Genomic DNA, 16,398 nt, shown 5'->3' with positions numbered 1-16,398 from the left:
GCCACGCATACCTCCGCAACGCAAAAAAGCGTTTACTTTTCGAAATCCCCTTCACGCGCTGTACTAGTTCCCATCAGAGTTAAACCAAGGTCCAAGTGTCTTCGGATCATCGCTCAGCATCCCTGCTTTTCTTAGCGGCTTCGGCAAGTACTTCACAAAAACACAGAAGGAAACGACAGCGAACGGGAGAAAAATCAGCGTCATAGACACTCGTTCTTCGAGACCGAAAGCAACTCTACAAACGCCTGCGATCAGGAACGACCAGAATCCAGCACCAAACGCCGATGCAAGACACACAACAAACCAAATTTGAAAAGTTGAATAAGCCCTTCGCCAATTCATCTGCTTTCTCCGGCACGACGAGCATCTTCGATAACGGCAACCCCTTTCGACCCCACACCAAAAATCAAAATACCTTGTGTCGTTCCGTAGGGAGCTGCTTGCTTCGTTATCGGAATTAGAGTGTTGTTATTAATTTTAGGCACCATCACGTTAAACATGGATCCCGGACGGTTGAGACCATCGGCAACGCCCATTTTTAGTGGAACAGGTACCCTTAAGGCGAGCAGCGAGGCCGAAAAGTTCAACACGTCGTAGGACAAATCCCCCCAAGTCGGGCTCAGGTAGTTGGCTCCGTAGCGTAGCGGATTCAGGCCAGGGGAATCAATGCCGTTGTAACGTTTATACAGCCCGTTGGAACCCTCGCTTAACTCACTCAGGCCAAACGCCACCATCGGCAAACCAACCGCACATCCAAAACCAGTAGTACAAAATCCTGCACCCGTCTTCGCTGTCACACCACCCATGACAACTTTGGAGGCATCTTTTGCTACTCCGGCAGGATCATGTTTGATTGCATCGCCGACCTTTTGCCAAGGCGTATATTCAAAAAGGCCGCCTACTTTCTGTTGTTCAACCCAATCCAACTGCGCCTTCAACTGCGCCGCTTCCACATCACTAACATAGTTCTGGTTGCGTTCCGCGCTTCCCTCGGCATATTCCGCCCAGCATTTGACCGCATAACATGCTGCACGTGTAAGTCGTCGTTCCTCCTCCTTGTCACCGTTTGCTTTTGCTCGAATAGCCTTCTTCTCATCCGGATGCAACTGCCGGTTAAACCGATCAACGTTGTACCCGGTGAACGCCCCCGAACTTCCACCAACCGCTGCCCCCACCGCAGTACCAACCCCTGTCGCTACGATCTGCGCGAGCGCTTCATCGATATCGGCGTTACCCGTCGGACGGGCCTTCTGAATGTTCTCGCTCAGTTCGTTCAGAGTCCCGCCAAGCTTCGATGTCAATCCTGCGCCTAATGCACCACCAAGCGCATTGCCGCCTCCCAAGCCTGCGATGATCGCGCCTCCCGCCGCGTGCATTGCCGCACGGTAGTCACCACCCTCCTTCCAATTGTCGGCTTCCTTCTGATACTGCGCCTTCAACTCCGGATCGGTCGTGGCATCGGCCAGCTTCTGCGCCGCCTCTCGCTTCTTTTCCGCATACGTCCCGATATCCCGCGCCACCGCTTCCCCGGCCGCCGTCGCCGCCGCCATCAGGCGTGACTGATCATTGAGCAGGTTCTGCAAATCCGGTGTGCGGTTTACCGTTTCGTTCAGGTTCGACGTGTCCCGGTTCAGACTGGCGAGATCCTGCGTCTGGTTCGCGCCGTTCGTCAGCGTGATCGTGCCTTCGCTCACGCCGCTGCGCGTCACACCTCGCTCGCTGCCGCTCTCCGACTGCGGCAGCATGGGTGCAATGCCACCCGTGTTCTTGCCCGAACTCGGCCCCGTCGTCCGCTCGTTAGCGCCCCCGTTGCCGAACGTGCCCCCGCCGCCAAAGCCAAAGCTGTTCGCGCTGTAGTCGGAATGGTTCTGAATGTCGGAGAACGTCAGCGTGCCCGTCGTCAGTTGGTTCTTCGACGGATCTGCCGTACTGGCGATGTATGCGCCCTTCAGATCCGTATTGCCCTTGACGTCAACGTCGAACCCGCCAGACCCGGCCTGAATGCCCGATTGCTCAACAACACCGGCGTAGTTGCCGCTCGCATTGCCGCGCGAATAGCTGAAGCTGCCCGACGCGCCGCCCATGCTCGCGCTGAATCCGCCGCCCATACTCTCCTGATGCGCCGAACTCTCGCTCGTGTCCTGCACGCTGGCGATGTTCAGATCGCCCCCTACACGCGCAATCACCTTGTCCGCATTCACATTGCCGCCGACGATGTTCGTATCGCCGCCGCTCACAATCACCGCCGTATTACTCGCGTTGATATGCGAGTTGTTCTGGAACGTCGAATCCGAGTTGGCGTCGCCGTTGGACTTCGAGAACGACGCCGATACACCCCAGCCACTAGTGCCAAACGAAACGCCAAAGCTGCCGCCCTTCGACTCGTTGTCGCTGCGCGTCGACTCCGTGTCCTTGCTGCTCAGGACATTGACCTGATTGTTGGCTTGCAGAAGGACATCCTTCGCATCGATGTTCGATCCGATGATGTTGACGTTGCCCTTGCCCGACGCCGCATCCCCAGTGGCGACAAACGCCGTCGTGCCGCCCGACCTGATGTTGCTCGACACGTTCTGCGTCGAGTCGACAGACGACGTCGACTTGCTGCTCGACGAACCCCAGCTCAGTTCTACCTTGGCCTCAGGCTTCGCCTTCGAACTCGGATCCGCAAACATATCCGCTGCTCGCGCAGCCTCGTTGTAAGCGCCATAAGCGCCACTTGCCGCAGCATATCCACGCAGCGCCGAGACACGCGCATCTCCGCCGGAGTCCACCGCTGCCTTGACCTGATTCGTCACGTTTTGCACCGCATCGATCACCGGCGACTTCACCGCCAGCGTAAATCCGGAGCTCTTGAACTCATGCGTCTCGTCATGATGCTGCTGGTTGAGCGCCGATTCGATCGTGACGTTCTGACCGATGCCGGTAATATCGCCGGCCGCCATGATGTCGCTGCCTCTGACCCGCAAGTCGTTGCCCGCCACAATGCTGACATTGCCGTTCAGGCTGCCCACCATGCTGCCCGTCTGCGTCACGCTGCTGTCGTTGGTCTGGTCACGTTGCTCGTTCTTGCCGTACGAAATACCCACACCACCCGACGAACCCAGGCCAGAACTCTTCTTCTCGTAAAACGAGCTACTCTGGCTCTCGTTCTGTGCCGACTCGATGCGCGCGTCTCGTCCCGCCTGCAAGGCGACGTCCTGCGTGCCGACGACCGTTGAACCACTCACGACGAGGTCACGTCCGGCCGACACGCCCACTGCGTTGCCCGACACCGTCGAGCCCACCGCAATCGTCTGATGTGAGCTGGATGACGATGTCTCCTCCGTTTTGGAGAGGAATCCCGAGCTGCTGTCGTGCTGCCATTTCTGACTGTCGTGCGTCTGCGTCACCGTGCCGATATTGACATCGCCCGTCGCCGCCAATGCGATGGTTCCATTACCCTGCGACGACACGGACGAACCCAGCACAGACAGATTGCCGGTCCCCGAGGAGGCAACGACCGGCGTAATCTGATAAGTGCCCAGCACGCCACCGACCGCACTCGCCTGGCCCGCCCCGATCAGCACGTGATTACCTGCGCTCACGCTGGCACCATTGACGGCTTCGTCCAGCGACGATTTGGTGTACTGCAACGAGCCCCCGAAGGAGCGCTCATCGTGCGTGTGCGAGTCTTTGACCGCCGTTACCGTGACATCATTGCCTGCGAGCACCGTCGCGTTGCCACCTGCTGCAACTGTCGTTCCGCTCAACGTGGTGTCGCGCCCTGAGACCGTCGTCAGATTGCCGCCAGCGGAGATCGCACTGCCAACGTTCTGCACAATGACGTCGCGACCGCCGTTCTGTCCATCGGTCGTGCCGACAGTTTGCGACTGGCCGACCGTCAACGTGTTGGCATTGATGTCGCGCCCCGCCGCGACCACTACAGCGCCATCGCTGGCGATTGCGCCCGCATTGAGGGTGACGTCGCGTGCAGCCACGGCCGTGGCACTGTTCGATCCCGAGATGATGCCGACCGCGCCGATGCCGGTAGCCGACGCCGACGATGTGAAGCTGCCACCGTTGTCCGTTCCCGCCGTCTGGGTGAGCGTGGTCGATTCGTTGATGAGATCGCGCCCCGCCTGCACGACGACGTCCTTGCCGCCGATACGACCGCCGGAGTTGCGAATATCACCCAGCGACGTCAACGACGTCGTGCCGCCACTTCCGATGACACCGAGGTTGACGATGGCGTCGCCCAGAATCGTCGTCGCCGTATCGCTGACGATCTGACCGCTGTTCTTCACATCGCCCGTCGCGGCGAGCTTCACGCTGCCACCCGAAACCAGCGCGCCCGTGTTCGTGAGATCGACCGTATTGGCTTGCGCCAGATACACCTGCGGCACGAGCACCGACTGAACGGTGCCATCAGGAAGGGTGACTTCCTGTGAGACCAGCCAGACCATGTCGGTGGTCAACTGCTTCATTTGCGCGTCCGACAGGGCGACCCCTACGCTGAGGCCGAACTGCTTGCCATATGTCACGCCGTTATTGAGCAGCGCCGTGTATTCGTCGAGATAGCTGGTGTATCCCGCGAGCAGTGTTTTGCCAGTGAGCGCCGTGATCTGGTCGCGGACCAGTTGCGTTTCATAGAAACCATCGCCAACACGCTTTTGCGTTTTCTGCGGATCGAGTCCCAACTCGCCCAGCATGTAATCGCTCGAAATGAACTTTCCGTATTCGGTGAAGCGAGGATCCGTCGCAACCAGATAGGTCTGTCCCGGTGCCGTACGTATTTGGAAAAGCGCGTTACGTGGCAACGTGAGGCCGGGAATGGCCTGCGCGGACGATCCCAGCGTCTGGCGGTTTGCCACCGTGCCGGAAAGGTTGCCCAACCGCGTTCCCGTGGCGTTGCCCCCCGTTACGCCGGCGCTACCGACGGTATTGCCGGAACGGTCAACGCTCGACACTGTGATATTGCGCCCGGAGGACTGAACCGACTGGTTGCCGACGGCAATCGCGGGAAGCGATGCAAGTGTCGTTGGCGGCAGCGGCGTCACTGGATAAGCGACCGTCACCTGATCGTCGTCGCCGCCAGACTTCTGGTGCCAGTAGAAGGTCGACGTCTGCGTCTGTGTCACCGTCTCCTGCAAGGTTATGCCCACGTCGTTGACGGACCCGCCTGTCGCGCGACGAATCAGATCGCGTCCCGCCGTCATCGTTGACGACTGATTGTTGATCGCGCCACCGTCGGCATTGATGCGAATGGAACCCTGGGCCTGGAGCTTCGCTTCGGGAGACGCGCTGATGAGTTCATCGCGCGTTCGCGTCGTCGTGACGACGCGCGTGATTTCGTTGTAGTCGCGCTGATCGATCCCCAGATCGCCGCGCGAGATCGCCTGATCCGGCCGAATCATCGTATTCGGGTCCCAATCCGGCCAGAACACGATTCGGTAACTATCCCCATTGTCGACGAGGCTGTTGAAGTATTGCGTCGGATTCTTGCCGACGTCTCGCGTCTTGGTGGTCGACTCGCATTGGCCATGGTCATCGCACGGCCCCTTTCCTTGCGTCGTCGCGTCCTCATACGACTCTTCGAGCGGCTTGGTCAGACTGAAGGTCTTGGCCGCAAGATCCACATTCGTCACCTGCGACTTCGGAATGTCGACGGTCAACGGTGTCGCAAGCGCTTGCAGCAGGGCCGACGATATCGGCGCGCGTCCTGCGCTCCATTTCCATTCGGGGAACGTCCGGCTCATGTGCATCAGCGTTTGTTCGCCGCTGGGCAACGCCGCCGTATAGAGACCGAAGCTCTGCGTCGTAGACTGCGGCGTTCCCGGCTGCGTCTCGATGCTAGTGCGCGAGTTGTTGATGACACGCGCCGCAATGTCCAGATTGCCGTCGGCAACGATGTTGGCCGAACGATTGGTCAGCAAGGCCATCTGATTGGCGAGCAGCCCCTGTCCGTCGCGTGTGCCATCCCGAGCAATCTCGATATCCCCGGTGCTGTAGAGCAGTGCGCCGTCGTAGTTGGCGACGGAATTCGACGCATACAATGCGAGTCGTCTTGCCCCGCCTATGACTGCCGAGGTGCCGTTGTTCTCGATATCGACAGCATTGACCTGTACGTCGTTGCCCAATACGCCGTAGCCGTTGTAGAAATGGCTCGCGTTGAGGCGTACCGTGTCGCCGCCGATGCTGCCGGAATTGGAGAATAGGCCTGAGGCACTTAACTGTGTCGTGGATGCATTGATCGCGCCATTCGCGTTGTTGACGAACTCTGCGGCGCGAACGTCCAGTGTGCCAGGGGCGCTTAGCACGCCATCGTTGGTGAAACGTCCCGTCGATGTCAGCGTGAGCGTGCCATCGGCCCGTAAGCGGTTGGCTGAGGTATTCGCGTAGTCGCCTACGGCGGAGAACGTGAGATTGCGACCGGCGGTCATCTGTCCGGCGCCGCTCATCGCACCGGCGACGCCGATGTCCCGATTCGAACGGATGATGCCGTTACCGTTATCAAGCGATGTGACTTGCAGTGAGACATCGCCAACACTCTCGATCGTTCCACCCGCATTCGCCACGCGTGTAGTCGCATTGGTCACCGTCACCGAATTGCCGCCAAACAACTGCCCTGCAGAGTTGTCGAGCGCACCGGCGATGCCCAGCAAGACGTCGCCGCCACCGACGATTCTCCCACCGGCAACGTTGCTCAGCGTGGCGGCGTCGACCGTCAATTTTCCGTTGCCACCGATCGTTCCGGCGGCGTTCTGCACGTCGCGAACCGCCGTGACGGCCGTTTCGCCGTCGCCCGCGTTGGTCAATTGCCCCGAGGTATTCGCCAAACTGCCGGCAGTGATCGACAGGGTGTCGTGCGCGCCGTTGGCACTGATGCGTCCTCCGGTGTTCGTCAATATCCCGTCCGCACGGAGGCTGACCGCACCGCCCGATTGCATCGATCCCGCAGTGTTGTCGACATTTGACGCTGCTGAAAGGGTAAGGCCGTTGGTGCCATACACCGCGCCATTGCGATTGACGATGTCAGCCGTCGACGTCAGCCATGTCGCGTTGCCCGCAGTAAGTTCGCCGCCCGTGTTGTCGATGCGGGCCGCATTGATCTTCAGAATGCCGAGGCTGCCGAGCAGGCCCGTCAGATTGGTGACATCGCCGCTCGACAGGACCGTGAGACTCCCTGCGCCGAGGTGGCGGATTTTCCCCTGATCGTTCGTCAGCGCCCCCACGTCCACGGTCAGATCTCTGGCGTTCGATGCAACCGTTCCAGCAGCGTTATTCAACGTGCCGCCAACGTTGATCGACTGGACCGAATCGCCGTATTGCCGGATCTCTCCGGAACGATTCGATGCTTCCCCCGACACTGCCAGAGACAAGGTATCCGCATCGATCAGCCCGTGGTCGTTATCGAGCTGCGCCGCCCTGATGGTCGAGGTCGACGCGGAAATCGCGCCTTGACGATTGGTCAATGTAGTGTCGACCGTCGCATTGATTTGCTCGCCCGAGAGCGTCCCGTTGGTGTTGTCGAGTCTCCCGGCCGACACATGAAGTTGCGTCCCGGCGACAATTTGCGCTGTATTGGTCACTGTGCCCGCGCGGACACTCAATTCACCATTGGCTCCGATGACGCCGCCAGGCGCGCCCGAGGCGCTCGTTCCCCCAGCGTTATTCAGGTCGCCAGCGATATCGACGGATGTGCCATCGCCCGAGAGCGACGCCACACGGCCGCCGGCGTTATCCAGCGAAGCACCTTTGACGTCGAGAAGCCCTCCAGACTGAAAAAGCCCGCGCTGGTTGTCGATGCGACCACCTGTCACGTCAAGGCGCGTGCTCGCAACCGATTGCGCATCCGCATTGTCAATCCGGCCCAACGCGGCCAGCGTGATCGTGTCGGCCGACAACGCCCCACTCGCGTTGAGAATGCCCTGCACTGCCCTCACGCTCAATGCATTCGAAGCCGTTACGATGGCACGTTGAAGATCGATATCGCCTAACTGCGACGTCAGCGAAAGATTGCGACTCGCATCTGTTCGACTGCCGGACAGGTCGAGCGCACCTGCCAGGAAAGACATGTCGCCACGAGCGACGTTACGTCCGGTGGCAGTCATTTTTCCAGACGCAGTCAGCGTAAGGTTTCCCGCGAGCGACGGCTGTCCGTCCGCGTCGATGCCCGCCCCCAGCGTTCCGTGGGACGTCACCGCAATCGCCTGAGCCGTGAGGTCGCCCGCAGCACTCAGCACACCGCCGTTGTCCAGCGTACCGCTCGTTCGTACATCGGCGCGCCCGCCCGCGTAGACACTGCCCTGATTGTCGATGCCGGCCTTCGCGTTGACCAGAACATCGCCTGTGGCTTCCGTCTTTCCCGACGTCACAAGCTTTCCTTCTGTGGTCAACGTCAGATCGCCGGCTTGCGCGGCAATCACCCCCTTGTTGGAAACGCCGACGCCGTTCTCGGTACCGACCAGGAAGATGCGTTGCGCATACATGCCGCCCAACTGGCCTACGTCGAGGGCCACGTCAGGCGCATTGGCGTCCGCCGTCGTCTTCTGTACGGAGAGGGTTTCGTGATCGACTCGGTTCGTCCCCGTCACCACATTGAGTTGCTTCGCGTGCAACGCGGCATTTACCTGAACCGCACGCGCGATGAGATCGACTTGATCGACATTTGCCGCGTTCAGACCGTCGCCTTGAATGACAAGTCGTCCGCCGTTGACCTGATATCCCGACAGGCTGCCGTCCGCCCCCATGATAGGTGTGCCGGTCGTCAACACGCCGCGCGTGGTGTTGATGAAGCCTCCGCCGTCGACCATGATGCCGGCGCTGTTCGCAACCACGACCTGTGCGGCTTTTCCTGCCACCTCCAGATAGCCACGCAACTGGCTGGGCGAATTGCTATTCACCTGATTCAGAATGACGCGCGCCGCCTGATCCCGCGCGAGGTTGGGGTTGCCGTTGACGTACCCCGCCTGCTGCGTATTCACAATGGTCGACGAGTTGTTCAGTATCACGCCCTGGCGCGGCACATCAAATTGCGAATAGACGTTTTTCGACACCCCGGCCGCCGTAGGTGCGGTGATGTTGACCTGCTGCAACCCATTGGCGGTCTGCACGACATTCGGGGCATTGGCGCCCGGCGCCGCCACGACCTGAGCGTGGACCGACACTGGGGCAATGATCTGGGCAAGCACGAGCGCGCGCACCATGGCACGCTGAAGCCCACCTTCCGCCCGACTTCCCCGGGGCACGCCGTGAGCACGGCGATTGACATGTGATTTCATCTGATCTTTGTACGACTATTTATATTAGGGTCTTTGCCCGTCTTGTACTTCTATCGATACAAACTTCGTAGGCCGAATATTACTCATTAATTAAGTATTTGTTTTCGTCTCGAAATCAGTCTTTATAAAATCGACCAAAATCTGTAGCATTCTGGAAAATAAATAATCCAAACTAATTTCAGCGGGGATCATGATAGAGTTCGACGCCTGACCTTGGGCAGTCCGATTCAGGACACGCCTTTCACGCTTGATTTCGCTTTTCGACCCGACACTTCAGGTCTGGATCGGCTCGCCCCGTCGCGGCGGCATCACCTTCGACGTTTCACGATGAATCTCGCTTCGTATCGCTTTGTCACGCCTGTCCGTCGTCTGCTTTTTGTCATCGCATTGACGTCTTCCACGCCCTTTGGCGCGGCCGTCGCGCAAACGCCGCCACCGGCAGTGGACGCGGCGGCGACCAATGCCCGCCAACAACAACTGCTTGAGCAGCAGCGCCAGGCACAGGAGCGAGCCGCCGCAGTCAACGCACCCTCGGTACGCACCGAAGTTCTCGCCGCCGATGGCTTCCCTGCCCTGCCTGAGGAATCTCCGTGCTTTGCGGTGACATCGTTTTCTCTGGAAGTGCCCGCGGCGCTACCACCGCGAGCGCAGGCTGCGGGAGCATCGACTTTGCCACTCGACCCGTTCGCCTTTGCGCATGAATGGCTCGATCATTACCGTGGACAATGCCTCGGCCAGCGCGGCATTGCTGCGATCACGGCCGGTCTGACGAGGTTGATCCTGTCGAAAGGTTATGTGACCACACGTGTTCTGATTCCCGAGCAGGACCTGTCGACCGGCACACTCAGGCTCACGCTGATACCGGGCTTGATCCGCGACATCCGCTTTTCGGATGCATCGCAATACGGCACATGGCGCACTGCTTTCCCTGCATCGCCGGGAGACCTGCTGCAATTGCGCGACCTCGAACAAGGGCTGGAGCAAATGAAGCGCGTGGCAAGCCAGGATGTGACCATGCAGATCGTGCCGGCCGACGCGCCCGGGCAGAGTGACGTCGTCATCGAGGTCAACCGTGCGAAACGCTGGAGCGTCGTCGCATCGGTGGACAACGGCGGCTCGCGCGCCACGGGGAAACTGCAAGGCAGCGTCGCTCTCGGCATCGACAATCCGTTGGGGCTTAACGACATTTTTAATGTCGGTGCGACACACGATCTCGCGTTCGCGGACAAACGTTTCGGCTCGAACGGGTGGAACGCGTTCTATTCGATTCCATGGGGATACTGGACTGCCACGGTTTCGGCCTATGCCAATCGTTATAACCAGCAGATCGCCGGGGTCAACGACACATTCACGACACGCGGCGAATCACAGACCCTCGACTTCAAGCTGTCTCGTGTCATACAGCGTAGCCAGAGCAACGTACTCAGTGCACAGATCCGACTAAGCAAACGCTTTGGGAAAAGTTATCTCGAAGACACGGAAATCGATCAGCAGTATCGCAACAACACTTTTGTCGAGTTCGGCTTCGTGGATCGCCACTATGTCGGAGCCGGACAGTTCGACGGCAGCCTGACGTATCGGCAGAGCGTCTCCGGGCTGGGGGCGGCGTCGGAGAATGCCAGCCCCGGCACACCGACGTATCGATTCGGTGTGGCGGTTCTCGACGCGAACCTCTCACTGCCGCTGGGGCAATCGCCGCTTCGGTACGTGACGACCTTTCATGGCCAATACACAAACGATGTTCTTCACTACATCGACGATCTGACCATCGGCAGTCGCTATACGGTTCGGGGCTTCGACGGAGAATCGTCGCTTGCGGCAGAGAAAGGCTTCTATTGGCGAAACGAGTTGCAGTGGGCCTTGGGTGCGTCCGGCACGTCATTATTCGCCGGCGTGGACTACGGCCGAGTGAGTGGGCCTTCCGCGCAGTACTTGGCGGGAACACAGCTTGCCGGAGCCGTCATCGGAATGCGCGCAAGCGCGAGGCTCCCTGTCGGGTTCGTCTCCGGGGAAGTCTTTGCAGGCACGCCAATTTACAAGCCTTCGTCGTTCCAGACTGCGCACACCACCGTCGGTTTTTCCCTCACCGCTCAATTCTGAGAGTCCGGAGGGCTAACGACCTGATGGCCCCTGAGCCACCGTCAACCCCAACGTCTCGCCCACCGTCGCAGCGAGGAAATCGGCCAGTGCGCGACGCGGTGCCGACGCGGGAGCGCCGCCTTCGACCAGCGCAATCTCGGCAGGCGGCGGCGGGGGCAAGGCATCGCAAATCCGGTGGTCGCTCAACAGCACCGTCTCCGGCAACACCGAAACGCCCAGGCCGGATGACACCGCTGCCTGAATGCCCGTCAGGCTGTGGCTGCCGAACGCCGTGCGCCACGGACGTTGCGCCGCATCCAGACTTCGGATCGCGCGCTGGCGGTAAATGCAACCTTGAGGAAATAGCGCGAGCGGCACCGGCGCATGCGCCAGCTCGTCTGTGTCGGCATTCGCCGCCATCGCCCAGACCAGCGTCTCGGGCCACGCCATCAATGCATCTCCCTGCCCCGGCTCGCGCTTGACGAGCGCAAGCTCGAGGTCGCCCGCACTTAGCCGCTCGCGCAGGTCGACGCTCATGCCCGCTACGATGTCCAGCCGAATGTCGCGGTGCCTCTGCACGAACCGCGACAGCATATCCGCCATGCGGCGCGCATCGATGTCCTCCGGCAGCCCGACTCGCACCGTCGACACGCGAGCGTCGTTCTCCATCGCGTCGACAGCCTCCATCGAGATTGCCAGAAGCTTGCGCGCGTATTGGGCAAGCAGTTCGCCGTGACGCGTCGGGGTGACGTTCACCCCGGAGCGGTCGCGCATCAGCAACTGGCGTCCGACGTCGTCCTCCAGCCGCCGGATCTGCTGACTCACCGTCGACTGCGTTCGGTGCACCCGTTGCGCTGCCCGCGTGAAACTGCCCTCGTCGACGACCGCGACCAGTGTCTTGAGCAAGCCGAGATCCATCATGGCGGCACCATATTTACATGTTCGATAAGTGGGTGATTTTAATTTAATTTCCAAACATCAAAGCGAATGACTACGCTGACGACATTCCCACTTCCTTCGAGCGTCATCATGTCCTCTCCCTGCGCTTCACCCAACGCCTCGCTGCAACACAGCACGCGCGCGCAATGGCTCACCTTCGACTGCTACGGCACCCTCATTCAGTGGGATGAAGGCCTGCGCGACGCCGTCACACGCATCCTGCAGAGCAAGCCCGGTCACAACATCCGGACGGCAGACCTGATTGCGACCTTCGATCGGCACGAGCACGCGCTGGAGCAAAGCCCGCCGCATCGCCGCTTCCGTGACGTCGCGGGCGAGGGGCTTCGCCTCGCGTTACAGGACCTCGGGCTGCAAGCCTCGCCGCAAGACATCGAAGTGCTGACGGGCAACATCTGTGCGATGCCGCCGTTTCCCGAAGTCGTGCCGACGCTCGCAGCCCTGAAGGCGCGTGGCTACCGGCTGTGCATCATCTCGAACACGGACGACGACATCATTGCGGGCAACGTCGCACAACTGGGCGGGCACATCGATCGCGTCATCACGGCGCAGCAAGCGGGGGCGTACAAGCCGAACCGACGCCTGTTCGATTACGCACACGCTCAGCTCGGCGTGACGAAAGACGACGTGGTGCATATCTGCGCCAGCCCCCATCTCGATCACGCCGCCGCGCGCGACATCGGGTTCCGGTGCGTGTGGGTGGATCGCGGCACGGGCCGCCGTCCGCTGCCCGATTACACGCCCGACGCCACCGTCGCCACGCTCGACGCCGTGGTACCGTTATTCGATTCGTTCGGGTGGTGACGGTGGTGACGGACTGACTTTGCTACGTCAGTTCCTCAGCCCGTACGACCGAATGACCGAATGACCCTGCGAACCCGTGAACCCGTGAACACGAGGAGACCGACATGGCGCATACGCTCTCGTTGAGTAACAACGGCGCATCCCTTCACATCGACAATATCGACCTGGATTCGCCTGACGTACGCACCGCCCGTGAAGAACTCGCAGCGTGCTTCCGGCTCGCTGCGATGCACGGCTTCGAGGAGGGCATCTGCAATCATTTCTCGGCGATGCTGCCGGGTAGCGACCGATGGTTCCTGGTCAACGCTTTCGGACTGGCGTTCGAAGAGATCACGGCGTCGAATCTGCTGGTGTGCGACGTCGACGGCCATGTCGTGGCCGGCGACGGTGTGCCCGAAGCCACGGCCTTCTACATCCATGCGCGGCTGCACAAGGCAAACCCGCGCGTGCGCGCCGCCTTTCACACCCACATGCCGTGGGCAACCGCGCTCGCGATGAGCGAGGGCGAACCACTCGTCTGGGCGGGACAGACCGCGCTCAAGTTCTACGGCCGAACCGTCGTGGATACCGATTACAACGGTCTGGCGCTGGGCAACGAGGAAGGCGACCGCATCGCTGCGGCCATGGGCGACGCCGATATCGTGTTCATGAAGCATCACGGCGTAATGGTCGCAGGAACGAGCATTGCCGAAGCCTGGGACGACCTCTACTATCTCGAACGGGCCTGCGAAGTGCAATGCAAGGCGATGAGTACCGGGCGCGAGCTGCGACCGGTCGCCGAAGCCATCGCCCGACGCACGGCCGCGGAAATGCGTGCGGGCGACCCGCACAGCGCCCGCGCGCATCTGGACAGCGCAATGCGCCGTCTTCGGGCGGCCGGGGTGCCGTTCGACCGCTAAGGCCGATACAAGACAAACGCAAGACCGGAAAGATCCCCGCAACAGGCGCCCGACGATTCGGTCGGAGCGGGCATCTCACCCAGTGAGAACGCCCGCCCAGCAAGGCCCACGGGCCGACGAAAGACACACAACAGGCCAACAGCAGACCGACAATCGCCCCGCACCTGTCGTGAGCGGCTCACAAGCGCACGTGCGGCACTAAGCAAAGCAAAAAGCATCAGTTGGACTGACCCCGGCACGCTTCTAGAATGGGCAAGTCGTCCATTTTCTGCCGGGAGCTGTCGTGTCCAGTCGTTCTGTTTCGGGTGTGTTCGTTGCCGCCACCACCCTCACCGCCCTCACCGCCTCAGTCGCGTTTGTGTACCCTACCTCCATCGTTTCCTTCCCGCATCAACGCATTGGAGGTCTGGCATGAGCAAGCTCCCCGCACCGGTTCTCGATCACGTCGTCATCAACGTCAAGGGCGAACTCGAAGCATCCGTCGACACCTACCGCCGGCTGGGCTTCTCGCTGACGGAAAGAGGTCATCATTCGCTCGGCACCAGCAACCATCTGGCGATCTTCGGCGAGAACTATCTTGAGCTGCTCGGTTACGAAGCCGGCAAATCGACCGCCCGACCGGACGTGACGCAAGCCCCGCTCGGCCTCACCGGTCTCGTCTTCAAGACACAGGACTCGCTCGGTCTGTTCACCGAATTGCAGGCGCGCGGCATCGGCGTGGAAACGCCCGCCGAGTTTTTCCGTCCGGTGCGCCTGCCCGACGGCACCACGCAGGACGCCCGCTTTCGCACCGTTCGACTGGCCAGCGAACTCGTGCGCAATGGCCGCACCTTCTTCTGCCACCACTTCACCCCCGAGCATGTCTGGCGCGACGAATGGCGCGACCATCCGAACGGGGTGACGGACATCGTCGGATTCGTGATCGCGTCGCCAAATCCGGCCGTTACCGCAGCGCTCTACGACCGTGTCTTCGGCCCCGGCATTCTGAGCGCCAGCGGCGACAAGGGTTTCTCGTTCACCGCCGGTCGCGCCCGCGTGCACTTCGTCACGCCGACAGAAGCCGAGCAGCGCTTCGGCCGTGTCGAGACGACAAACGACGGCAGCGAGCGCAGCGTCGCACTGATTCTGCGCACACGCTCGCTTGCCCAGACGCAAGCGACACTGCGCGAGAATGGCGTGCCGTGGACCACGCTCGACGACGGCTCGGTACTCGTCGCCGCAGCCGACGGTTTCCACGTCGCGCTTCAGTTCGTGGAAGGGGAAGCGGCATGAGCGGACAACCAACCTGGTGGCAGGCGTTCGGCGTCGACTATGCGGACGCGCGCCAACGCTTTCGCAGTGCCGCCGACCGTGCGGGCGCGAGCCTGACGAGCTACGTCCACCCCGACGCCAAAGCGCCTGACGGCAGCGAACTCAGTGTGGATGTCGCGCGTCTCGGGCCAGCGCACGCGGCGCATCAGTTGCTCGCCATCAGCGGCACGCACGGTCTCGAGGGCGGCGCCGGCTCGGCGGTGCAAACGGCCTGGCTCGCACACGCCGCCGACACGTTGCCGAACGACGTCGCGGTGACGTTCGTGCACGCGATCAACCCTTACGGCTTCGCGCACGCCACGCGTACCACGGAAAACAACGTCGATCTGAATCGCAACTTCATCGACCATGGTTTACCGCATCCGGTCAACCCGCACTACGCATCGCTGCACGAGCATCTGATTCCCGCGCAGTGGACAACCGAAGGTCTCGCGCAAAGCGCCCGCGCCATCGACGCATTTCGCGCCGAGCATGGCCCGGATGCCCTCTTCAACACGCTCGCCAGCGGTCAGTACACGCACGCCGACGGCCTTATCTATGGCGGCCGTGCGCGCGAATGGTCCAACGTCACGTTGCAGACCATTGTCGAGCGCGAGCTCTCGCAAGCCCAGCGCATCGGCCTGATCGACTGGCATACGGGGATCGGCGAATACGGCGAACCATTCTTCCTGTGCTTCAACGCCGAAGGCAGCGAGTCGCAGCGCGAAGCCGCTCGCTGGTGGGGCGCCGAACGTGTGCTGGACCAGCGCCCGCACGGGCTGCAGCGTCCCGACTATCAAGGACTGGTGTTCCGCGGCGTGGAGCAGTTTGCCCAGGGACGTTCGGTCATCGGAGCGGTCGTGGAGTTCGGCACGCGTGGCTCGAACGCCAGTCAGGCGAACCGGCTCGACCAGTGGCTGCGCTCGCGCGCCAAGCACCACCCCGACGCCGTTCGTGATCGCCAACTGCGCGCCGACGTGCTCGACGCGTTCGTGCCCGTCTCGTCCGTGTGGCGCAACAGCGTGCTCGCGCATGGGTTGCAGATCACGGCACAAGCGCTGCAGGGGCTCGCCACGCGCGCATAGGTTCAGGCACGCGCAAGCGTACAG

The 16,398-nt window shown here is 61.3% G+C and carries 7 protein-coding genes; 5 read left to right on the top strand and 2 right to left on the bottom strand.

Features of this window, described 5'->3' with window-relative positions; translation table 11 throughout:
* Positions 1-338: 338 nt before the first annotated feature.
* On the bottom strand, positions 339-9,260 hold the full coding sequence (locus PCA31118_RS09380; protein ID WP_150624942.1) for a hemagglutinin repeat-containing protein: 8,922 nt from the start codon (positions 9,258-9,260) through the stop codon (positions 339-341).
* A 327-nt stretch (positions 9,261-9,587) separates the two neighbouring features.
* Here PCA31118_RS09380 and PCA31118_RS09375 point away from each other — a divergent pair, with 327 nt between their 5' ends.
* Entirely contained in the window at positions 9,588-11,360 is a 1,773-nt protein-coding gene (locus PCA31118_RS09375) for a ShlB/FhaC/HecB family hemolysin secretion/activation protein (protein WP_150624941.1), read from the top strand.
* A 12-nt stretch (positions 11,361-11,372) separates the two neighbouring features.
* Here PCA31118_RS09375 and PCA31118_RS09370 read toward each other — a convergent pair whose 3' ends face one another.
* Positions 11,373-12,260, bottom strand: coding sequence for a LysR family transcriptional regulator (locus PCA31118_RS09370; RefSeq protein WP_150624940.1), 888 nt, complete (start codon positions 12,258-12,260; stop codon positions 11,373-11,375).
* Between the two features lie 108 nt (positions 12,261-12,368).
* Here PCA31118_RS09370 and PCA31118_RS09365 point away from each other — a divergent pair, with 108 nt between their 5' ends.
* The 4 genes from PCA31118_RS09365 to PCA31118_RS09350 all read left to right on the top strand — a co-directional run bounded on the left by PCA31118_RS09365 (position 12,369) and on the right by PCA31118_RS09350 (position 16,374).
* Positions 12,369-13,100 (top strand): haloacid dehalogenase type II, encoded by a 732-nt coding sequence (locus tag PCA31118_RS09365; RefSeq protein ID WP_150624939.1) that lies wholly within the window; start codon positions 12,369-12,371, stop codon positions 13,098-13,100.
* A gap of 104 nt (positions 13,101-13,204) precedes the next feature.
* Positions 13,205-13,999, top strand: a complete 795-nt coding sequence (locus PCA31118_RS09360; RefSeq protein ID WP_150624938.1) for an aldolase — start codon at positions 13,205-13,207, stop codon at positions 13,997-13,999.
* Positions 14,000-14,410: 411 nt separating this feature from the next.
* Positions 14,411-15,271, top strand: coding sequence for a VOC family protein (locus PCA31118_RS09355; protein WP_150624937.1), 861 nt, complete (start codon positions 14,411-14,413; stop codon positions 15,269-15,271).
* Complete coding sequence (locus PCA31118_RS09350) at positions 15,268-16,374, top strand: M14 family metallopeptidase (protein ID WP_150624936.1); 1,107 nt, start codon at positions 15,268-15,270, stop codon at positions 16,372-16,374. The genes PCA31118_RS09355 and PCA31118_RS09350 overlap by 4 nt, the downstream gene beginning before the upstream one ends.
* The last annotated feature ends 24 nt before the right edge of the window (positions 16,375-16,398 follow it).

Origin of the sequence: Pandoraea captiosa (assembly GCF_902459775.1) — a bacterium.
Lineage (GTDB): Bacteria > Pseudomonadota > Gammaproteobacteria > Burkholderiales > Burkholderiaceae > Pandoraea > Pandoraea captiosa.
This window is presented reverse-complemented; position numbering and strand designations above follow the sequence as displayed.

Excerpts from the sequence above, each read along its gene's own strand:
- PCA31118_RS09380 (WP_150624942.1), bottom strand. The coding sequence starts at position 9,260 with ATGAAATCACATGTCAATCGCCGTGCTCACGGCGTGCCCCGGGGAAGT.
- PCA31118_RS09375 (WP_150624941.1), top strand. The coding sequence starts at position 9,588 with ATGAATCTCGCTTCGTATCGCTTTGTCACGCCTGTCCGTCGTCTGCTT.
- PCA31118_RS09370 (WP_150624940.1), bottom strand. The coding sequence starts at position 12,260 with ATGATGGATCTCGGCTTGCTCAAGACACTGGTCGCGGTCGTCGACGAG.
- PCA31118_RS09365 (WP_150624939.1), top strand. The coding sequence starts at position 12,369 with ATGTCCTCTCCCTGCGCTTCACCCAACGCCTCGCTGCAACACAGCACG.
- PCA31118_RS09360 (WP_150624938.1), top strand. The coding sequence starts at position 13,205 with ATGGCGCATACGCTCTCGTTGAGTAACAACGGCGCATCCCTTCACATC.
- PCA31118_RS09355 (WP_150624937.1), top strand. The coding sequence starts at position 14,411 with ATGAGCAAGCTCCCCGCACCGGTTCTCGATCACGTCGTCATCAACGTC.
- PCA31118_RS09350 (WP_150624936.1), top strand. The coding sequence starts at position 15,268 with ATGAGCGGACAACCAACCTGGTGGCAGGCGTTCGGCGTCGACTATGCG.